The 20,197-nt window shown below is 30.9% G+C and carries 30 protein-coding genes and 1 pseudogene; 30 read left to right on the top strand and 1 reads right to left on the bottom strand.

Annotation, left to right across the window (positions count from 1 at the left end):
- The first annotated feature begins 14 nt into the window (after positions 1 to 14).
- The 5 genes from secA (at position 15) to ACXYRO_RS03240 (ending at position 4,847) form a co-directional block, all read left to right on the top strand.
- The gene (gene secA / locus ACXYRO_RS03260; protein ID WP_458614296.1) at positions 15 to 2,561 is read left to right on the top strand and encodes a preprotein translocase subunit SecA; all 2,547 of its coding nucleotides are present in this window, start codon (positions 15 to 17) and stop codon (positions 2,559 to 2,561) included.
- A gap of 137 nt (positions 2,562 to 2,698) precedes the next feature.
- Positions 2,699 to 3,202 (top strand): hypothetical protein, encoded by a 504-nt coding sequence (locus ACXYRO_RS03255; RefSeq protein ID WP_458614295.1) that lies wholly within the window; start codon positions 2,699 to 2,701, stop codon positions 3,200 to 3,202.
- Positions 3,203 to 3,240: 38 nt separating this feature from the next.
- Positions 3,241 to 3,828, top strand: a complete 588-nt coding sequence (locus ACXYRO_RS03250) for a chromate transporter (protein ID WP_458614294.1) — start codon at positions 3,241 to 3,243, stop codon at positions 3,826 to 3,828.
- Entirely contained in the window at positions 3,828 to 4,484 is a 657-nt protein-coding gene (locus ACXYRO_RS03245) for a chromate transporter (RefSeq protein WP_458614293.1), read from the top strand. The genes ACXYRO_RS03250 and ACXYRO_RS03245 overlap by 1 nt, the downstream gene beginning before the upstream one ends.
- A gap of 81 nt (positions 4,485 to 4,565) precedes the next feature.
- Positions 4,566 to 4,847 carry an HU family DNA-binding protein gene (locus ACXYRO_RS03240; protein ID WP_435130097.1) on the top strand — a complete coding sequence of 94 codons (282 nt, stop codon included), beginning with the start codon at positions 4,566 to 4,568 and terminating at the stop codon, positions 4,845 to 4,847.
- On the opposite strand, the gene recU is transcribed toward ACXYRO_RS03240, so the two are convergent.
- Complete coding sequence (gene recU / locus ACXYRO_RS03235; RefSeq protein WP_458597218.1) at positions 4,844 to 5,332, bottom strand: Holliday junction resolvase RecU; 489 nt, start codon at positions 5,330 to 5,332, stop codon at positions 4,844 to 4,846. The genes ACXYRO_RS03240 and recU overlap by 4 nt on opposite strands.
- 105 nt (positions 5,333 to 5,437) lie before the next feature.
- Between recU and tpiA the strand changes: the two genes are divergently transcribed.
- From tpiA to ACXYRO_RS03110, 25 genes and pseudogenes are all read left to right on the top strand, one after another.
- Complete coding sequence (tpiA, locus tag ACXYRO_RS03230) at positions 5,438 to 6,172, top strand: triose-phosphate isomerase (RefSeq protein WP_458614292.1); 735 nt, start codon at positions 5,438 to 5,440, stop codon at positions 6,170 to 6,172.
- Positions 6,173 to 6,300: 128 nt separating this feature from the next.
- Positions 6,301 to 7,965, top strand: a complete 1,665-nt coding sequence (locus ACXYRO_RS03225) for a ribonuclease J (protein WP_458607681.1) — start codon at positions 6,301 to 6,303, stop codon at positions 7,963 to 7,965.
- A 1-nt stretch (position 7,966) separates the two neighbouring features.
- A complete protein-coding gene (locus tag ACXYRO_RS03220) occupies positions 7,967 to 8,938 on the top strand; it encodes a hypothetical protein (RefSeq protein WP_458597221.1) in 972 nt (323 codons plus the stop codon).
- A gap of 10 nt (positions 8,939 to 8,948) precedes the next feature.
- Positions 8,949 to 9,287 (top strand): thioredoxin family protein, encoded by a 339-nt coding sequence (locus tag ACXYRO_RS03215; RefSeq protein ID WP_435130113.1) that lies wholly within the window; start codon positions 8,949 to 8,951, stop codon positions 9,285 to 9,287.
- 189 nt (positions 9,288 to 9,476) lie between these two features.
- On the top strand, positions 9,477 to 9,785 hold the full coding sequence (gene rpsJ / locus ACXYRO_RS03210; RefSeq protein WP_458614291.1) for a 30S ribosomal protein S10: 309 nt from the start codon (positions 9,477 to 9,479) through the stop codon (positions 9,783 to 9,785).
- Positions 9,786 to 9,803: 18 nt separating this feature from the next.
- Positions 9,804 to 10,463, top strand: a pseudogene (gene rplC, locus ACXYRO_RS03205) (50S ribosomal protein L3); the annotation flags it as partial.
- A gap of 137 nt (positions 10,464 to 10,600) precedes the next feature.
- Positions 10,601 to 11,437, top strand: coding sequence for a 50S ribosomal protein L4 (gene rplD, locus ACXYRO_RS03200; protein ID WP_458597223.1), 837 nt, complete (start codon positions 10,601 to 10,603; stop codon positions 11,435 to 11,437).
- Complete coding sequence (gene rplW, locus ACXYRO_RS03195) at positions 11,437 to 11,904, top strand: 50S ribosomal protein L23 (RefSeq protein ID WP_435130122.1); 468 nt, start codon at positions 11,437 to 11,439, stop codon at positions 11,902 to 11,904. Before rplD ends, rplW begins: the two co-directional genes overlap by 1 nt.
- Before the next feature lie 115 nt (positions 11,905 to 12,019).
- The gene (rplB, locus tag ACXYRO_RS03190; protein ID WP_458597224.1) at positions 12,020 to 12,865 is read left to right on the top strand and encodes a 50S ribosomal protein L2; all 846 of its coding nucleotides are present in this window, start codon (positions 12,020 to 12,022) and stop codon (positions 12,863 to 12,865) included.
- The gene (rpsS, locus tag ACXYRO_RS03185) at positions 12,865 to 13,143 is read left to right on the top strand and encodes a 30S ribosomal protein S19 (RefSeq protein WP_435130128.1); all 279 of its coding nucleotides are present in this window, start codon (positions 12,865 to 12,867) and stop codon (positions 13,141 to 13,143) included. The genes rplB and rpsS overlap by 1 nt, the downstream gene beginning before the upstream one ends.
- A complete protein-coding gene (gene rplV, locus ACXYRO_RS03180; protein WP_458597225.1) occupies positions 13,143 to 13,484 on the top strand; it encodes a 50S ribosomal protein L22 in 342 nt (113 codons plus the stop codon). The genes rpsS and rplV overlap by 1 nt, the downstream gene beginning before the upstream one ends.
- Positions 13,484 to 14,158: a 30S ribosomal protein S3 gene (rpsC, locus tag ACXYRO_RS03175; protein ID WP_458597226.1), complete on the top strand. Its 675-nt coding sequence runs from the start codon at positions 13,484 to 13,486 to the stop codon at positions 14,156 to 14,158. The genes rplV and rpsC overlap by 1 nt, the downstream gene beginning before the upstream one ends.
- Positions 14,136 to 14,555 carry a 50S ribosomal protein L16 gene (rplP, locus tag ACXYRO_RS03170; protein WP_435130137.1) on the top strand — a complete coding sequence of 140 codons (420 nt, stop codon included), beginning with the start codon at positions 14,136 to 14,138 and terminating at the stop codon, positions 14,553 to 14,555. Before rpsC ends, rplP begins: the two co-directional genes overlap by 23 nt.
- Complete coding sequence (gene rpmC, locus ACXYRO_RS03165) at positions 14,555 to 14,749, top strand: 50S ribosomal protein L29 (RefSeq protein ID WP_458597227.1); 195 nt, start codon at positions 14,555 to 14,557, stop codon at positions 14,747 to 14,749. Before rplP ends, rpmC begins: the two co-directional genes overlap by 1 nt.
- A gap of 1 nt (position 14,750) precedes the next feature.
- Positions 14,751 to 15,020, top strand: coding sequence for a 30S ribosomal protein S17 (rpsQ, locus tag ACXYRO_RS03160; RefSeq protein ID WP_435130142.1), 270 nt, complete (start codon positions 14,751 to 14,753; stop codon positions 15,018 to 15,020).
- A complete protein-coding gene (gene rplN, locus ACXYRO_RS03155; RefSeq protein WP_435130145.1) occupies positions 15,020 to 15,385 on the top strand; it encodes a 50S ribosomal protein L14 in 366 nt (121 codons plus the stop codon). Before rpsQ ends, rplN begins: the two co-directional genes overlap by 1 nt.
- 11 nt (positions 15,386 to 15,396) lie before the next feature.
- Entirely contained in the window at positions 15,397 to 15,732 is a 336-nt protein-coding gene (gene rplX, locus ACXYRO_RS03150; RefSeq protein ID WP_435130147.1) for a 50S ribosomal protein L24, read from the top strand.
- Positions 15,733 to 15,734: 2 nt separating this feature from the next.
- Positions 15,735 to 16,280: a 50S ribosomal protein L5 gene (gene rplE, locus ACXYRO_RS03145; protein WP_458614290.1), complete on the top strand. Its 546-nt coding sequence runs from the start codon at positions 15,735 to 15,737 to the stop codon at positions 16,278 to 16,280.
- Complete coding sequence (locus ACXYRO_RS03140; protein ID WP_435130152.1) at positions 16,280 to 16,465, top strand: type Z 30S ribosomal protein S14; 186 nt, start codon at positions 16,280 to 16,282, stop codon at positions 16,463 to 16,465. The genes rplE and ACXYRO_RS03140 overlap by 1 nt, the downstream gene beginning before the upstream one ends.
- A 2-nt stretch (positions 16,466 to 16,467) precedes the next feature.
- Positions 16,468 to 16,863 (top strand): 30S ribosomal protein S8, encoded by a 396-nt coding sequence (rpsH, locus tag ACXYRO_RS03135; RefSeq protein ID WP_435130154.1) that lies wholly within the window; start codon positions 16,468 to 16,470, stop codon positions 16,861 to 16,863.
- A gap of 10 nt (positions 16,864 to 16,873) precedes the next feature.
- The gene (gene rplF / locus ACXYRO_RS03130) at positions 16,874 to 17,416 is read left to right on the top strand and encodes a 50S ribosomal protein L6 (RefSeq protein WP_435130157.1); all 543 of its coding nucleotides are present in this window, start codon (positions 16,874 to 16,876) and stop codon (positions 17,414 to 17,416) included.
- Between the two features lie 12 nt (positions 17,417 to 17,428).
- Entirely contained in the window at positions 17,429 to 17,779 is a 351-nt protein-coding gene (gene rplR, locus ACXYRO_RS03125; RefSeq protein WP_458614289.1) for a 50S ribosomal protein L18, read from the top strand.
- A gap of 2 nt (positions 17,780 to 17,781) precedes the next feature.
- Positions 17,782 to 18,492, top strand: a complete 711-nt coding sequence (gene rpsE / locus ACXYRO_RS03120; RefSeq protein ID WP_458597230.1) for a 30S ribosomal protein S5 — start codon at positions 17,782 to 17,784, stop codon at positions 18,490 to 18,492.
- The gene (gene rplO / locus ACXYRO_RS03115) at positions 18,492 to 18,932 is read left to right on the top strand and encodes a 50S ribosomal protein L15 (RefSeq protein WP_458607691.1); all 441 of its coding nucleotides are present in this window, start codon (positions 18,492 to 18,494) and stop codon (positions 18,930 to 18,932) included. Before rpsE ends, rplO begins: the two co-directional genes overlap by 1 nt.
- A 147-nt stretch (positions 18,933 to 19,079) precedes the next feature.
- A complete protein-coding gene (locus ACXYRO_RS03110) occupies positions 19,080 to 20,018 on the top strand; it encodes an L-lactate dehydrogenase (protein WP_458597232.1) in 939 nt (312 codons plus the stop codon).
- Positions 20,019 to 20,197: the final 179 nt, after the last annotated feature.

The raw sequence follows: 20,197 nt of genomic DNA, 5'->3' as shown, positions 1-20,197 counted from the left end.
TATAATTAAATAATATGAATTTATCAAAGATGTTAGATTTTAAAACAACTGAAATGCGAATTGCAGAAAGTGCTTTAAAACAGATAAATAAACTTGAAAAATATGTTTCACAACTTAGTGATGAAGAACTAAAAAAACAAACAGAAATTTTCAAGAAATTTCTTGCAGAAGGACATACATTAGAAGAAATTCGTAATGATGTTTTTGCGGTTTCGCGGGAGGCTACCAAAAGGGTTTTAGGTAAGCGTCCTTTTGATGTTCAGATTTTAGGTGGACTTTTATTAGATTTAGGTTCTGTTGCTGAGATGAAAACAGGTGAAGGAAAAACGATAACTTCAATTGCACCTGTATATTTAAATGCCTTATTGGGTAAAGGCGCTATTGTTTCAACAGTTAATGAATATTTAACAGTGCGTGATGCTGAAGAAATGGGACAAGTTTTTAACTTTTTAGGTTTAACCGTAGGAATAAATAAAGCACAATTAGATCCCGATCACAAACGAGCCGCTTATGCGTGCGATATAACTTATTCAGTGCATTCAGAATTAGGTTTTGATTATTTACGTGATAATATGGTGCAAAATGTTGCTGAAAAAGTTCAGCGAGGGCTTCAGTTTTGCTTAATTGATGAGGTTGATTCAATTTTAATCGATGAGGCAAAAACACCTTTAATTATTTCAGGGGGTGAACAAGAAGATGTAGCAACTTATTTTTCTGCAGACCAATTTGTTCGTACCCTAGGCCCTGATGATTATATCATAGACGACGAATCAAAGGCTGTTGCTTTAACTCACCAAGGAATTGCTAAAGCAAATCGTTTTTATAAAACTAAAAATATTTATAACATCGAAAATTCTGAACATATACATTTGATTCAGAATGCTTTGCGTGCCCATAAAATTATGCGTGTTGATGTTGAATATATAGTACGTGAAGGGAAAATCGAACTAGTTGATAGTTTTACTGGCCGGATAATGGATGGTCGTAGTTATTCCGAAGGATTGCAACAGGCAATACAGGCAAAAGAAATGGTTGAAATTGAAGCGGAAACCAAGACTCTAGCGACAATAACATACCAAAACTTCTTTAGAATGTTTAAAAAACTATGTGGAATGACAGGAACAGGAAAAACTGAAGAACAAGAATTTATTGATATTTATAATATGCGAGTGAATGTAGTTCCCACAAATAAACCTATCGCCAGAATTGATGAACCTGATTCAATTTATGGAAGTTATGAAGATAAATGAAATGCAGTTGTTGAAAAAATAGCAGAACTTTATCATAAAGGACAACCAGTATTGGTAGGAACTGCACAGATTGAAGAATCTGAATTATTGCACCGAATGCTACTTCATAAAGGGATTCCACATACAGTTTTGAATGCAAAACAAAATGCTCAAGAAGCTGAAATTATTTCAAAGGCAGGTAGTGTTAAGTCAGTTACAATTGCTACTAATATGGCTGGTCGTGGAACCGATATCAAACCATCACCTGAGGCATTAAAATTAGGTGGATTGTATGTTTTAGGAACCGAAAAAGCTGAATCGCGAAGAATTGATAATCAGTTGCGTGGTCGTTCTGGTAGACAAGGTGATATCGGAACAAGTAAATTCTTTATTTCTATGCATGATCAACTAATGCGTCGTTTTTCAACCTTTGATGTTTTTAAAGATGCTTTCAAAAGCGAAGATGGAAGCGAAATAACTGATAAAAATACTAAATACGCATTTAATCATGCCCAAAAGAAAATCGAAGGATTGAATTATGATTCGCGTAAATCAGTGTTGCATTATGATGATGTTATTCGTCAGCAAAGAGATTTGATTTACTCACAGCGTGATTTAATTTTGGGTTCACCTAATATTGATTTTATTGTTCGTAGAATGATTGCTTCATCAGCTCGTGCAATAGTGAAAAGTGGTGAATATCAACTTCATAATAAAATTTATAATTATGAAGGTTTAGTAAGTTTTTTAAATGCTAATATCGGTCAGTTAGTTAAGTTTGAATTTAATTTACAAGAAATTAGTGCGATTCATGAAAGCGATTTACCAGATTATGTTTCTAATATTGTTTTAAGTGTATATCAAGAATGACTTAAGAATGCAGCCGAAAAAACATCACACGAAGAATTAGTTGATTTAAAACGTGCTACAATCCTAAGGGTTTTAGATAATAAATGACAAACTCATATCAACCGTATGGATAAATTGCGTTCAAATGTGCATTTGGTTCAATACTCGCAAAAAAATCCTTATCAAATTTATACCGATGAAGGAACTAAACTTTTTGAAGCATTACTAGATGATATAGCATACAATGTTATGTTAAGTATTTTCTCAAATCATGTTGGCAAAAAATCCCTTATTACCAAAGAAATGCTTTCAGACCCAGTATTTTTACAAGTTAAAAATAATTTTAGTTTAGATCCTTATAAAACATTGGAAGAACAAGAACAAGAGTTAGTTGATTTATATTATTCTGTTGTCAGAAGAATTGAAGAAATAAAACAGCAGGAAATGCTTGAAAATCAAAATTCGGATTTATCAAAAAACTAAAAACCTGTTTTATTAATAAAATAACGGCATTTTTTCGCTTTTTAATTATTTTATTATCTAAATATAGTAAAATTATAGAGCATTAAATATTGCAAATTAAATCTCAATATAACGAACTTTAATAAAGGAGAATAATTATGGAAAAGTGTTCATGTGGAATAATAGGATGCAAAGGAGAATGTAAGACAAATAAAACACATTCTCATAATGGTGTTACTTGCAAGGATGTCAAATGTCATTTAAATAAGCAAACTACTGAAAAATCTATTGCTTGTCCAAATTGTGGTAAGGTAGGTTGCAAAGGTGAATGCAAACTTCAAAAAGCATATGTTTGTCCATTATGTGGTAAACCAAGTTGTCGTGGTGAATGTAAAATGAAAAAAGAAGAAGTTTGTAAACACTGTGGAAAAAAAGAGTGTAAGGGTGAATGCAAATTACAAAAATCACAAACCTGTCCACATTGTGGTAAAACAGATTGCAAAGGATTATGCAAACTTAAAAGACCTGAATCAACATGTCCAAAATGTAAAAAACCAGAATGTAAAGGAAATTGCTCAACATTAAAACCAGGTGAAACTGCAACTTTTAAAGATTTAGCTTCTGAATTTGAAAAATTCTCAGATAATTTAAAGAAAAAGTAAATTGCATACACATAGTATGCTTTTTTACTTAAATAATTATGAGAAAAGTTAATATTACACAATTAATTTTATTTATTTTGAAAGTTACTTTTATAGGTTTTGGTGGAGGCAATGCCTTAATGCCTATTATTAAAAGAGAGGCAGTTGAAAAAAGAAACTGAATTACACTTGAAGAGTTTGAAAACATTGTCATTGTTACCAATTTATTGCCAGGCGCTTCTGTTATTCAAACACTTTCATATATATCAATTCATTTATTAGGTAAATGAAAAGGAACATTAATTACACTTATAGCAATTTTACCCCATGTTTTACTTGCTTTTGCTTTTTTAATTTTAGTTAATAAAATACCAATTCAGTATGTAAGAATCCTATCAGTAGGTGTTTTAATAGCAATTATTGCATTTTTGTTGGAATTTGCAATTAGATTTATTAAACAAGCAAATAAAGCAATTTTTATGCCTTTATGACTTACTATTTTTATCTTTGCATTTTCATATAGTTTTTTTGTTCCGGCACCATATAACATTCCGGTAGTAGCAATTTTTTTAGTTTTATTAATATATTCAATAATTTTTTTGATTTTATGAAAAAAGAAAAAACAAATTAAATTAGGAAGAAAATAATGATTTTGGCTTTTTTAGTTGCTCTACCTTTTTTGATTTTAATTTCCTTATCAGTATTTGGTGGAGGACAAGTTTTTATGCCAATCTTTCGTTGATTATGAATGTTTTTGGCACAAAACTTTGGTGCAAATATTAATGATGACCATATTAATACAATATTCACTGTTGCAAATTCTACCCCTGGCGTAGTTTCAACAAAATTCGCTTTTTTTACAGGTTATATAATAGCAAACGGACAATGATGGGGTTATTTAGCAATGTTTTTAACATACCTTATTTTTTGCTTACCTGCAATTATTATTATGGTGTTAGCAATGAAATATATTAATAAGTTCAAAACTAATACATTTGTAAAAAATATGTTAATTATTATGCGTCCAATTGTTGCTGGAATTATTTTATCTCTCGCATTACAGTTATTTTTAGCTATCTTTGTCCCTGAAGTGTCATTTAATAAATCGCTGGCTAAATATGCGATAGAAAAAAAAGAAGTGTTTTTTGTTGGATATCGAAATATATTATTAAAAATATATGTCCCGATAGGAATTTTGTTTTCATATTATCTTGCTAGGAAAAAGTTTTCATTATTTTTAATTATTGTTATAAATATAGCTATTTCATTTTTTTTGTTTGCAATTCCTTTTTCAGGCAGTTAAAAAACTTTTATCCCTAAAATATAGGCATTTTTTTGAAAAAGTATTATAATATACCTATATTTTATTTAACAAGGAGAATAAATGACAAAAAAAGATTTCTTATTGGAAGTTGCTGATAGATTAGAGACATCACCAAAAGATGTTGAAAAAGTACTTGATGCAATGGTTTTTGTTCTTAAAGAACAATTAATTGCAGAAGACACAGTTAGATTATCACACTTAGGTATTTTCTCTACAGTGGTTAAAAAACAACGTACAATAGTAAACAGATTTACAAAAGAAGAGCAAGTTGTTCCACAAAAACGTGTGATTAAATATAAACCTTCTAAATATTTAAGAGATTTAGTCGATTTAAAAGCTTAGTCATCCAGTATATTTAAAATACATGGAAATTCTAAAGAAAGTTCTTTGGAATTTTTTATTACATCATCTAATTTAATTGAATGTATACCATCTTTAAATAATTTACATAAATACCTTGTATAAATTTTAAAAAAACGATTTACATGTGAAAAAAATATAACAACAAAAGCTATCCCTCCATTTGAATTGATATTATTTAAATAATCTATTTGATGTTCTTTAAGGTTTGCTAAATCAAAGCGATCTTCGTTACAACTTTTTGCTTCAAAACACACAAAAATACCTTTATAGCAGCCGATGTAATCAACAGTACTTTTTTTGTAAATATTTGAATCTCTTACTACTAATTTCTTACCTTCCTTAGTTATTGTTTTTAATGTAACATCCAATCCTTTCTTTTCAATATAAGCAATTTTATGTCTTCAATAATAATCTATCGTTTTATTCAAAACTGATTCTAAAAACATTCCACGATTTTTATTCATATTTTATTTATAATTAAAATACATTAATGAACTAGAACAGAACATAAAATAAACTTATTTATAAAAATAATTTAAAAATACTGTAAAATACTTTAAAGGAGTTAAATGAAGAAAAAACTTATTATTGGTAATTGAAAAATGAATAAAACTTATTCAGAATCCAAGGAATTTTTTGAGAAATTTGGTGATTGATATTTTTCTAACAATGAATTATTACCAAAAAACATTGAATTTGGTATCGCTGTACCTGCTGCTAATTTATGTTCATTTGTTGTTAATACAGTTGAAAAATTTCGCTTAGCAGCACAGGATTGTTCACCATATGAATCAGGTGCTTATACAGGTGATACATCTGCGAGTATGCTTATCGATTTAGATGTATCGTATGTTATTTTAGGACATTCAGAAAGACGTAAATATCATTTTGAAACAGACGAGTTAGTAAATGTAAAAGCAAAACAAGTTATTTCATACCATTTAAAACCAATTATATGTGTTGGTGAAACATTTGAGCAATATCAGGCAGGACAAACCAAAGAAGTTATTAAAAAGCAACTTGAAGTTTCTTTAAAAGATTTAGATTTGAAAAAAGTAGTTATCGCATATGAACCAATTTGAGCTATCGGTACCGGAAAGGTTGCAACACCTGAAATAGCACAAGATATTTGTAAATATATCCACGAAATCACATCAAAAGATGTGGTAGTGCAATATGGTGGAAGTGTTACACCAAGTAATATAGCAGAATTATCTAAACAACCTGATATCAATGGATTTTTAGTTGGTGGTGCTTCATTAGAACATAAAAGTTTTATTGATTTATTGAAAAATACTAAATAAGATTGGCATAATAAGTTATGCCTTTTTTATTATAATATCATTAAAAAAATAAAAATTAACTTTGTTTTGTTATAATAGATATACTATTTTAAAATTAAGAATTTATATTGAATAAGCATAGGAGACAAATGGAAAAAGTAAATATTTTTGCTTTAGGTGGGCAAGATGAAAATGGTAAAAATTGTTATGTTTTAGACTACAACGATGATTTATATGTTGTAAATGCAGGTGTAAAAATACCAATTAACTCTAATAATGGTGTTGATACACTAATTCCTGATTTTACTTTTTTAGAAAAACATCGCAAAAAAATTCAAGGTATTTTTATTACAGATATTCGTAATGAAAGTTTTTCTGCACTTCCGTGACTTTTAATGAAAATACCAGGATTAAAAATTTATACATCTTTTATAAATAAACAAATCATCCAAGAACGCCTTAATAAATACAATATTAAAAATGATTCGTATAAATTAATTGCTCTATCAGACCGTAAGAAAATTGGAAACATACTTGTGCAACCTATCGGACTACCAGGAAGCGCTCCAGGTAACTTAGGTTTTGATTTTATTACACCAAATGGTGATTATGTGTTTATGTTTAATTATATTGAAGGTGATTTAGGAATTTTTGGTAGAACTTGATTTTTACATTTACCAAAACTTTTTAATAAACGTAAAATTAATGCATTGGTTACTGATGCAGGTAAAGATAAGGGTGGTGGTAGAGCAATTGAAAAATTATATCTACCTGATAGTGTAGAAAAAACATTTAGATTTGCAAAACCAAATACTAAAATAATAGTAGGTGGTTATAGTGAAGATATGGTATCGATGCAGCAGATTATAGAACTTGCTAATAAATATAATCGTCCAGTAATACCTTATGGAAAAGCATACGCAGATTTGTTATTTTTAATGAAGCAAATTCAAGCAAAAATAAGTCCAGATTTTAAGTTCCCCGAAATAATTGATTACAAACAAATTAGTAAGCATCCAAATGCTGTTGTGCTTGTAACTGGTGCTATTGAACGTTTATATACCCGTTTTATAAGAATTCTTAATAACGAAGATGTATATTTAAAAATAGATTCAAATGATAGTGTAATTATGATTGCTCCTCCAGTTAACGGTCTTGAATCGCTTGCAGCTGTAACATTAGATGAAATTGCAAAAAGGACATCAAATTTAGTTGATATTTCTGAAAAAGAATATTTTTATTGTCGTCCGAGTAAAGAAGATGTATTTAATTTGGTTAAGAATCTTAAACCCACTGTTTTACTACCTGCTCAAGGGTTGTATCGTTATTTAGTAGATTTAGTTACATACATAAAAGAAGATAAAAATTTAGCAAAAGAAGTTAATCCGATTGTTTTATTAAACGGAAAAGTTGCACATTTTGCATATGGAAAATTAATTTCACATAATGGTAAAATTAAAGATGTTGGAGATACCATTATAGATGGTTTTGGTGTCGGGGATATTTCATCAGAAGTTTTAGCAGAACGTGAAGTTTTAGGTCGCGAAGGTGTAATTATTATTAATTCGCTTTATTCAGCAAAAACCAAGAAAATTATTGGACAATTACATATCAATTATGTAGGTGTTATCGATGTGCAAGAGCAACCAAGAATAAATGATTTGATTAAAGATACAATTATTGAAATTATTAATACCAAAACTTTTACTACAATGCGTGAATTCAATGAAAAAGTCAGAAAAACAGTAAGAAAAAGAATCTTTAAAATAACCGATAAAGATCCAATGATCGCTTTTTCACTAACAACTATATAATATGAAAAAAAGTAAATTATTTAATTCGCTAGGTTTAAAATTCATTGAATTTTTACCTAGCAACCATATTACTTTAGAAAAAAAACTCAAAATTTGAAAGTTAATTTTAATTTTGAGTTTTTACCTTATAAGTCTGCTTTTTTGTGCTTTATATGTATCAAAAATTTTACCTAATTGACTGCAATGAACATATTTATATACATATGGGCTTTTATTTGGAAATAGCATCTTTTTTGCATTATTGTTTGGATTTTTAGCGATATTAGTATGAATTTTTACTTTATTTACTAAAAAGAAAGCTATCAGTTGAACATCTCGTGTGAATAAAATAGATTTTGTTGCATTTAAAAATTGAATGTTGAAAATTTTACTATTTCTCTTTTTGTTTTTTGTTATCTTAACTCATTTAATCCTGCATTATATATACAATCATGATGTAGAATTTAACACAAAGCTTCCTGCACATATTTTTAAAAACGGTTGATATGCAAAATTTATGACATCGAAACAAAAAGTAACTATTGAGGATATTTCAATTTATAATAATGTTGGGGTTGTTTTTGATACACTTATTAATTTGTTTTATTTACCTACATTATCAAGTTTATTAGTAATTTTATTATTAATAGGTATAGTCGTTTTTTTGTGTTTATATATCCTTGATATCAAGTTAATTATCAAGAAAAATAAGTGAAATATTCAGCAATATAAGAAATTTATAAATTCGCATAAAAGTTTTTATTTATCAACTACTCATTTTGAAAAATATCTTGATTTTTTATTTAAAGCAGCAAAATTTTATGATATAGATTACAAAAAAACATCTTTTAAATTACTAGAAAAGAGTATACTATCAAGAGTTGATGAGCAAATAGTGAATCAACTGCTTAAAAATGCTGTTGAAACTTCAATAATTCAACAACAACAAAATGAAGATTTCTTAGATGAACTAGATAAATTAGATTTTAATTAAAGGAGTTATTATGTTTGACAAATTATTATGAGATGATGCTAAAAAACTTATTGAAAGCAAGCAAAAAGATGATTTAACATTCTTGATTTTCACAACAGGTTGATGTGGAGACTGTAAAATGATGAAACCTACCTTGGATCGCATCGCAAAAAAATATGAAAAAACTAAGGTACAATTCATTCATGTGGATGCTGAAGAAGCAAAATTATTTAGAAACCCAGATACAGAATGAAAAGTGCTAAAGGTTCCTACAATGATTTTATTAAACGGTACTGAAATAGTTGAAAAAGCATTTGAATATGTTCCAGAAGAAGTGCTTTCAGAGTGAATAGAAAACAGAATTTCATAGTTGATACACCAACATCCGTTGTTAGAAAAAATACAGGATTTTTGATTTCTGTATTTTTATTTTTGCTTTATAATTGAAAAGTAACTATAACATTGATCTATAAGGTTGCTTAATCGTCATTGTTGTTGAGGACGGTTGAGGTTTTTATAGGGAGTTATGTTCAAAAATCGAACAAGGAGACAACATTTAATGAGTAAATTAAACATCAAAGTTAAAGGGTTTGACCATGCATTAGTTGATTTAGCAGCAAAGAAATTATTTTTGTTAGCTAAAGAAGAAAAAGCTGATGTTAGTGGTCCAATTCCGCTTCCAACTAAAAGAGATGAAGTTACTATTTTAAGATCTGTTCACATCAACAAAACTAGTCGTGAACAATTTGAAAGTAGAACACACCAAAGATTAGTTGTAATCAAGAACCCTTCAGCACAACTAACCGATAAAATTAATCGTTTAGATTTACCTGCTGGTGTGCTTTTACAAGTAAAAGTTCAAAAATAATTTAATTAAGGAGATCGAATGAAAGGAATCTTAGGACGTAAAGTTGGTATGACTCAAATCTTTACTGAAACAGGTGCTAGTGTACCAGTTACAGTAGTGGAAGTTCAACCAAATGTTGTGTCTAAGGTGCTTACTGTAGAAAAAGACGGTTATGTAGCGACTCAATTAGCAGTTTTTGATAAAAAGTCAAGTCGTAGCAACAAACCACTTACAGGACACTTTAAAAATGCAAACACAACACCTAAGCGCTTCGTAAAAGAAGTTCGTAATATGTCAGGTTATGAACTTGGACAAACAATCACAGTTGACATTTTTAAATCAGGTGAATTAGTAGATGTAACCGGTATCTCAAAAGGTAAAGGTTTTGCAGGAACTATTAAACGTCACAACCAAGCTATTGGGCCTAAATCTCACGGTGGTGGTGGTGGTTCACAACCAGTAAGACAAACAGGTTCACTTGGAGATATTTCAGGTAACAGAGTTTTTAAAGGCATGACAATGCCGGGTCATTTAGGACATGCAAAAACAACAGTGCAAAACTTAGAAGTTATTAAAGTTGATACTGATAATAATATTTTATTAGTAAAAGGTTCAATTCCAGGCCCTAAAAAATCATTTGTTATGATTCGTAAAGCAGTAAAAGGATTACCAGATCATAAAGAAGTTAAATTAGTTAATGTAGCAGAAGTGCAATTAATGAATGAATTAATCGAACATGCTAAAAAATATAATATTGAGGTTTCTGTGGGTATGACATCTGTGCAACTTAAGGCATTGATTGATGAAGCAGAGGCTAAGGAAGGAGAAAAATAGTTATGGCTGAAACTAAAAGCAAAAAAACTGAAAACACAAAACCTGTAACTAAAAAAACTCCAGCTGAAAAAGTAGCAAATAAGCCTGCTTCTAAATCAACTTCAAAGAAAACAAATTCAGATGCTAAAAAAACAAATATAAACAAAGAAGTTAAATCTACCAATGAAACATCAAAGCAAACAAAAACAACTTCCAAATCTGCTCCTAAGTCAGCAAAGATTTCTGTTGTAAAAGAAACTGTTGTTAAAAAAGACTTTTATGCACAATTACCAAAATCACTTTTTGGTTCTGAAAAAATTTACACCCAAGCAGTTTTTGATACCATTTTATCTGAAAGAGCATCAAGAAGACAGGGCACACACCAAGTTAAAAACCGTGCTCAAGTAAGCGGAAGTGGTAAAAAACCATGAAGACAAAAAGGGACAGGAAGAGCTCGTCATAGTTCAACCAGATCACCAATTTGAGTAGGTGGTGGTAGAGCATTTGGACCACAAGCAAACAAAAACTATTCACTTAAAGTTAATAAGAAAGTTAAATTTGCAGCATTTGTTTCTGCACTAACCTTATTAGCAAATGATAAAGCAGTTATTATTAACGATTTATCATTAGATGCAATCAAAACTAAAGCATTAGTTGCAAAATTAAAGGAATTAGAAGTAGATCACTTAAAACGTATATTAATCGTTACTGAAAGTCCTATTGTATATAAATCTGCTGCGAACTTGCAAAATGTTTCAACATCAAAAGCAAACTCTTTATCAGTTGAACAATTAATTGGAGCAGATGTATTAATCGTTTCAAATGAAAGTCTTAAATTGCTAGAAAGTAGAGTTAAATAATGGAATTAACTAAAGTTATTAAAGCACCTATTCTTTCAGAAAAAACAGATATTTTAAGAACAAAAAACAATATATATGTTTTTAAGGTTGATTATGCTGCAAATAAATACCAAATAAAAGAAGCAATTGAAACAATTTTTCAAGTAGAAGTTGAAAGTGTAAATACAATAAAAGTTAATAAAAAAGCAAAGAATGTAGGACGTTATCATGGTTTCACTAATCGTTATAAGAAAGCAATGGTTACCTTAAAAGATGGACAAACCATGAACTACTTGCCTAACGAAAGTGAATTAAAAGCAGATGATAATTCACAACAAAAAGTAGAAGAAAAAGCAGCAAAGGCTAAAAAATCAGCCGATGTTGAAGCAAAAGTAGCACAAAAATTAGCTGCTAAAAAAACAGTAGCAACTAAAACTGCTTCAGTTGCTAAGAAAACTACCACAAAACGTAAAATCGGTGGTGAATAATCTTCTTATAATTAATGAATGGGAATGATATTCATTAATTTATTAAGTTTACAGAGCGGAAATTACTGCTTAAAAGAAAGATCCGCAACTATTTTTAAGCAAGGAGACAAAATAAATGGCATTAAAACATTATAAGCCAACTACCAATGGTCGTAGAAATATGTCTTCATTAGATTTTAAAACAAATCTTTCAGGTCATGAACCAGAAAAATCATTGTTGGTAAATTTAAAAAACCATGCTGGTCGTAACAATCAAGGAAAGATCACTGTTAGACATCGTGGAGGACGTGTTAAAAGATTCTACAGAATCATTGATTTTAAACGTAACAAAGATGATATCCCTGCTATCGTTAAAACAATCGAATACGACCCAAACAGATCGGCAAATATTTGTTTGTTAGCGTATGCAGACGGAGAAAAAAGATATATTTTAGCACCTAAAGGGATTGTTTTAGGTCAAAAAGTTCTCTCAGGAGAAAATGTTGATATTGTAGTAGGGAATGCACTACCATTAGCATTTATCCCAGAGGGTACATTCGTGCATAACATTGAAATGCAACCAGGAGGGGGAGGTATTATTGCTCGTAGTGCAGGTACTTCTGCACAAATTCTTGGTAAGGATGATGATGGAAAATATGTAGTGTTAAAACTTAAATCAGGTGAAACACGTCGTATTTTAGCTCGTTGTCGTGCTACAGTTGGTGTAGTAGGTAACGAAGAACATTTACTTGTTAATGTTGGTAAAGCTGGAATCAATAGACATAAAGGAATTAGACCTACCGTACGTGGTTCAGTAATGAACCCAGTAGACCACCCACATGGGGGAGGGGAAGGAAAACAACCAGTTGGTCGTAAAGCTCCACTTACTCCTTGAGGTAAAAAAGCACTTGGTGTGAAAACCAGAAAAACAAAGAAATCTTCAAATAAACTTATTTTAAGAAGAAGAAAGGATGCTAAATAATGTCACGTAGTTTGAAAAAAGGACCTTTTGCAGACGATCACTTACTTAAAAAAGTTGATGCAATCGTTGAAGGAAAAGCACCTAAAAAACCAATCAAGACATGATCAAGAAGATCAACAATTTTCCCTAGTTTCGTTGGATTAACATTTGCAGTTCATAACGGAAAATCATTTATCGAAGTATATGTAACCGATGATATGGTAGGACACAAACTTGGAGAATTCTCTCCAACTCGTACTTTTTCAGGTCACGGCGCAGATAAAGGTAAGAAGAAATAATGGCACAACAAGCTATAGCAAGTGTTAAACTTCAAAGAGTAAGTAGTTCAAAAGCAAAATTAGTGGCTAATTTATTTAGAGGAAAAGATGTTTCAATTGCTTTAGGGCTTTTAAGAAACACATCAAAAAAATCAGCACCAATTTTTATGAAGCTACTTAACTCAGCAATTGCAAATGCAACTAACAACCACGGAATGAATGCATCGAAATTATTTGTTAAAGAAGTTTATGTCAATGAAGGACCAACTCTTAAAAGATTTCAACCAAGAAGCCAAGGTCGTGCTTATTCAATTTTTAAACGCACATCAAACCTTAAAATTGTTTTAGAGGAGAGAAACTAATGGGACAAAAAGTTAATCCAAATGGGTTCCGTTATGGAATTACTAAGGCACACAATACAGTATGATTTGCTGAAAAAGCAAATTATGGTGATTATTTAGTTGAGGATGCTAAAATCTATAAGTTTTTCGATAAATTAGTGCGTCAATATCAAATTGGTAGAGTTCAAATTAAAAGAAATAAAGATAATAAAGTTACTGTATTCTTGCACACTGCAAAACCAGCAGCAGTTTTAGGTCAAGAAGGTAAAAACATCCAAGAACTTACATTAAAGGTTCAAAAATTCGTAAAAAACAAACACTTGAACCTTAGAATTCAAGTTGTTGAACTTAAAAAACCAGATTTAAATGCAAGATTATTAGCAGAAATGATTGCTACTAAGCTTGAAAATCGTGACAGTTTCCGTCAAGCACAAAAAATAGCAATGCGTGCTGCTTTAAAATCTGGAGCCAAAGGTGTTAAGACAATGGTATCAGGACGTTTAAATGGTGTTGATATGGCTCGTACAGAAGGTTATTCTGATGGAGAAATGCGTCTTCATACTTTAAGACAAAATGTTGACTATGCAACAGCAACTGCTCGCACTACTTATGGAGCAATTGGGGTTAAGGTTTGAATTTCACTTGGTGAAATTTTGGAAGGAGATGATAAATATGCTTCAACCAAAAAGAACTAAATATCGTAAACCATTTGTGGTTCAACATGACAAACGTAAAGCAACCAAAGGAAACACAGTTAATTTTGGAGAATATGGTTTACAAGCAGTTACATCTGCATGAGTAACTGCACGTCAAATTGAGTCAGCTCGTATTGCTGCTACTCGTAGAATGGGTCGTGAAGGACAAGTTATTATTCGTATTTTCCCTCACTTTTCAAAAACTTCTAAACCAATTGGAGTTCGTATGGGTTCAGGAAAAGGAGCTCCTGAACTATGATATACAGCAGTTAAAATTAATACAATGATGTTTGAGGTAAGTGGAGTTTCTGAAGAAGTGGCTCGCGATGCCCTTCGTTTAGCTGGACATAAATTACCAGTTAAATGAAAAATTGTTAAAAAAGAAGGAGTACAATAATGCTTTTTAAAGATTTACAAAAGAAGTCAAAGCAAGAATTACAAGAATTAGTGCTTAAATTAAAAGCAGAATTATTCACTCTTAGATACCGTAATGTTACTGGTGATTTGAAAGAAACACACAAAATTAAAGTTTTAAGAACTGATATTGCAAAAGCACTCACAGCATTAAACCAAAAAAAGGATACAAAATAATATGGAACGAAATACTAGAAAAACATTAACAGGAACAGTTGTTTCGGCGGGGAAAGCTGCTAAAACCATTATTGTTGCTGTTGATACTTTTAAAAAGCACCCACTTTATGCAAAACGTTTTAAATCTACTAAAAGATTTGCAGTACATGATGAAAATCATCAAGCAGCATTAAATGATGTGGTAGTTATTATGGAAACTAGACCGCTTTCTAAAACTAAACACTTCAGATTGGTTTCAATTAAAGAGAAAGCCTTAGAAGGAAATAAATAATGCTAATTGAATTATCAAAAGCAAATGTTGCTGATAACTCAGGTGCAAAAGAAATCGGTGTAATTCGTATTTTAGGTGGGGCAAAGAAAAAAGTTGCTAATATCGGTGATATAATCGTGTGTTCTGTAAAAAAAGCTATTCCTACTGGAATGGTAAAGGAAGGTCAAGTTGTGAAAGCGGTTGTAGTTCGTTCAAGATACGGAATACACCGTAATAATGGTTCATATATTCGTTTTGATGATAATGCTGTAGTACTTTTAAAAGAAGATTTAACACCAAGAGGAACACGGGTATTTGGACCAGTTGCTCGTGAATTGCGTGACAAGTTTCCAAAAATAGTTTCATTAGCACCGGAAGTTTTATAAGGAGTTGATTTATGTCAAAAATTAAGTTCAAAAGAAATGATCCAGTTATAGTTATTGCTGGAAGCGAAAAAGGTAAAACTGGAACTATTGAAAAAGTATTACATTCACAAAACCGTGTTATCATCAAAGATGTTAATATTGTAACTAAACACAACAAACCTAGCCAAAAAAATCAAGACGGTTCAATTAAAGAGATGGCTGCTCCAATTCATGTATCAAATGTTGCTTATTTAGCAAAAAAAGCCACAAAATCACAACCAAACATTGCTTCAAAACTTGGATATAGAATTAATAAAGATGGTAAAAAAGTAAGATTTGTTAAAAAAACCAATAAGGATATTAATTAATTATGCTAAAAGATGTTTATGTTAAAAAAGCAGTTCCTGCTTTAAAAGAAAAATACCAATACTCATCAATAATGCAAGTTCCAAGAATAGAAAAAATCGTATTGAATATGACTGCAGGTAAAGAGGTTTCAAACTCAAAAGCAATCGAAGAAGTTTTAAACGAATTAACCATTATTTCAGGACAAAAACCATTCCAAAACAAAGCTAAAAAGTCAAATGCTTCATGAAAGCTTCGTGAAGGGATGCCTATGGGTGGTAAAGTTACTTTACGCAGAGGTCGTATGTGAGACTTTTTAGAAAAATTAATTCATGTTGCGATGCCGCGGATTCGCGATTTCCGTGGAGCAAATCCTAGAGCATTTGATGGAAGAGGAAACTTTGCTTTAGGGATTAAAGAGGAAATTATTTTCCCAGAAATTGAATTTGATAAAATTCGTCGCATTAAAGGACTTGATGTCCTAATCGTAACTACAGCAAACACAGATGCAGAAGCACGTAGTTTATTAGAATTACTAGGTGTACCATTCGAGAAAAAAGGAGCTAAATAATGGCGAGAAAAGCATTAATTGTTAAAGCAAAACGTCATCCTAAATTCTCATCACGTGCTTATACACGTTGTGAATTATGTGGACGTCCACATGCGGTTTTAAGAAAATATAAAGTATGTCGTATCTGCTTTAGAACCTTAGCACATGAAGGTAAAATTCCAGGTATGAAGAAAGCGAGTTGATAATTATGTTTATAACAGATCCTATTTCAGATTTAGTGGTTCGTATTAAAAATGCCAACGCGCGTAGACATAAAACCGTTTCAATTCCTTTTTCTAAGAAAAAAGAAGCAATTGTAAAACTTTTTGAATCACAAGGATACATTGCTTCTTATGCAGTTGAAGGTGAAGGTATAGATAAGCAAATTGTAGTTACATTAAAATATAAAAAAGGACAATCAGCGATTGTTGGGATTAAAAGGGTTTCGAAACCTGGTTTACGTGTGTATGTTAAATCAGATGAAATTCCTTCTATTATTTCAGGTTATGGTACTGTAATTATTTCTACATCTAAAGGTTTAATGACTGGAAAAGAAGCAAGAAAGGAAAATGTAGGTGGTGAAATTATTGCCTACATTTGATAAGGTTTAGGATATGTCTCGTGTTGGAAATCGTGTTTTAACTATTCCTGCAGGGGTAACCTTTAAAATGGATGCTGATGTTGTTACTATCAGTGGTCCATTAGGAACTTTATCAAGAAAATTCAGTCCACTTATTTCAATTCATGTTGATGGGAATAAAGTATCAACCGTTCGTGCGAACGAAGAAAAAATTACTAAACAACTACACGGAACCACCAATGCACATATTGCAAATATGTTATTAGGAGTTTCAAAAGGATTTCAAAAAGATCTTGAAATTAAGGGTGTTGGATACAAAGCAGTTTTAACAGGAAATAAGCTAGATGTATCAGCTGGATACAGTCATATTGTTTCATTAACAGTTCCAGCAGATGTTAAAGTTGTAGTTAGTCCTAAACAAACCGAAGTTTCAGTTTTAGGTATTGACAAGCAAAGTGTTGGGCATTTTGCATCAGTAATTCGTGCAGTAAGAACCCCAAGTGTATATTCAGGTAAGGGGATTTCATATAAAGGTGAAAAAATTAGACGTAAGGAAGGGAAAACTGCTTCTAAATAGTAAGCAGCAAATATGGCGAAATTATCAAGAAATCAAGCACGTAAACTTAAGCATAATCGTGCCCGTCATTACATTGTTGGTAGTGCAAGCAAACCACGTTTAAATGTTTTTAAATCACACCAAAACTTATATGCGCAACTAATCGATGATTCAAAAAGAGTTACATTAGCATCAGCATCCACTTTATCTTTACCAGGATATGGTGGAAATATTACTGCTGCAAGTAAATTAGGTGATTTAATGGGAGAAAAAATCTTAAAACTTAATCTTTCAGAAGTTGTTTTTGATCGTGGTGGATATTTATATCACGGAAGAATCAAAGCATTTGCAGATGCAGTTAGAGCAAAAGGAGTTAAATTCTAGTTATGGAAAACCAAAAAGAAAATAAAGAACCTAAAAAAGATTATAAGGTTGTCAGACCAACAACCGGAACTAAGGAAGTTAGACCTCGCAGAAATATTAACCACAAGCCATCAAACTCATCAGAACAAAAACCAGTTCATACAAATGCAACTGACAGACCAAACCGTGGGTCAAAAACAGAAAACCGTTTTAAAAAACCAGCAAACCGTGACAATCGTCGCAATAAAGAAGTTTCTGAATACAGCGAAAAAGTAATCGATATTGCTCGTGTTACCAAAGTTGTTAAAGGTGGAAGAAGATTTAGTTTCTCTGCTTTTGTGGTAATAGGGAATAAAAAAGGTAGTGTAGGTTATGGACACGGAAAAGCTAATGAAGTTCCAGATGCCATTAAAAAAGCAATTAAAGATGCGAAAAACAACCTTATTTCAGTTCCTTTTGATTCAAAATCACCTACTATCCCACATGAAGTCTATGCTAAATTCTTAGCATCAAAGGTTATGCTAAAACCTGCCTCTAAAGGGAAAGGATTGATTGCTTCAGGTACAGTGCGTGCTGTCGCAGAATTAGCAGGTTATTCAGATATTGTTACTAAAACATATGGTTCTCGTTCAAAGACTAACACTGTTAAAGCAACCGTTAAAGCACTTAGACAACTTAGAACACCAGAACAAATAGCTGAAATCAGAAATAAAGATGTAAAGGACTTAAGATAATGTCAATTAAATTACATACTCTTAAAGCAACAGAAGGTTCAAGACCAAGCAAGCACCGTAAAGGTCGTGGACATGCTGCTGGTAAAGGAAAACAAGCTGGTAAAGGTCAATCAGGACAAAACAAGCGCAAAGGACATAGATTAGGATTTGAAGGGGGACAAACTCCGTGATTCCGTCGTTTAGGAAAACGCGGATTTACTAATGTAAACCATATTGAATACCAAATCATTAACCTTGATCAACTGCAAACACATTATGAAAATAACTCAGAAGTTACTATTGAATCATTATTTGAAAAAGGATTAGTAAAAAGAAATCTACCTATTAAACTCTTAGCGAAAGGAACATTAAGCAAAAACTTAACTGTAACTGTTAATAAAGCTTCGCAAGCAGCAAAAGAAGCTGTCAAAGCTAATGGTGGAAAAGTAGTTGAATTATAATAACATAAAACTAATACATTAAATGTATTAGTTTTTTTATTATCAAACTCTTGCATACAAAATAAAGCAAAATAAAAATAAAAAAATAAGTTATTAATACCATAAAAATAGTATAATAGGATAGCATACATTTTAAAGGAGTTTTATATGAAAGCAACAAAAGTTATTTTAGTTGGTGCCGGAGCAGTTGGTGCTTCATTCTTATATTCAGCAATTAATCAAGGATTAGCTGCTAAATATGGTATTATAGACAAATTCGATGGACCAAGAGACGGAAATGTTTTAGATTTAGAAGATGTTATTGTTCCATCAGTTCGTAAATTTGAAGTTTTTGCAGCAAGTTATACTGATGCAAAAGATGCAGATGTAGTAGTTATTACAGCAGGAAGACCACAAGTGCCAGGTGAAACTAGATTACAAATGGTTCAAGATAATGCTCTTATTATGAGAGATATCGCTAAACAAATTAAGGAAAGTGGATTCCAAGGAATTACTCTTATTGCATCAAATCCAGTTGATGTAATGACATATGTATATATGAAAGAAACAGGATTTGATCCTAAAAAAGTTATTGGATCAGGAACAATCCTTGATACTTCAAGACTGAAACAATTACTTTCAAAGAAAACAGGTGTTTCAACCAACAATATTGAAGCATTTGTGCTTGGAGAACATGGGGATTCATCACTTGTAAACTTCTCAACATTTAAAATTGCCGGATTACCTTTCTCAGAATTTGAAGCAAAAACAGGAATTAATGCTTCAAACTACATCGAAGAACTTGAAAAACCTGTTTATACCAAAGCGTATAAAATTATTGAAAGAAAAAGAGCAACTTATTATGGAATAGGTGCTTGTTTAGCACAAATTCTTAGATACATCCAAGAAGATGCAAATGCTGTATTACCACTAGGAGTATTATTAAATGGAGAATACGAAACTAGTGATGTTGTAATTGGTGTTCCAGCAGTTGTTGGAAGTCAAGGAATTAAGCAAATTGTGCAAATTAAATTAAACGATAAAGAAAAAGAAAAATTTGCTAGATCAGTAGGAATTATTAAAGCTGCAATTAAGTCAGTAATGTAATAACACATATATACAGGTGAGTAAATCACCTGTTTTTTTATAATCTTAGGAATAAAAGAAAGAAAAAACGAAGTAAAAAACTTCGTTATATTATTTTATTCCTGTTTTTCTGGAAATAAATAAGAAAAAAATTTTTCTCCCTATATTTTAGGAAGAAAAATTTTTATTATTAAAAATTA

This window comes from Mycoplasma sp. 4013 (assembly GCF_054353875.1).
Note: the sequence above shows the minus strand (reverse complement) of the source record. Positions and strands in the feature narration are given on the sequence as shown.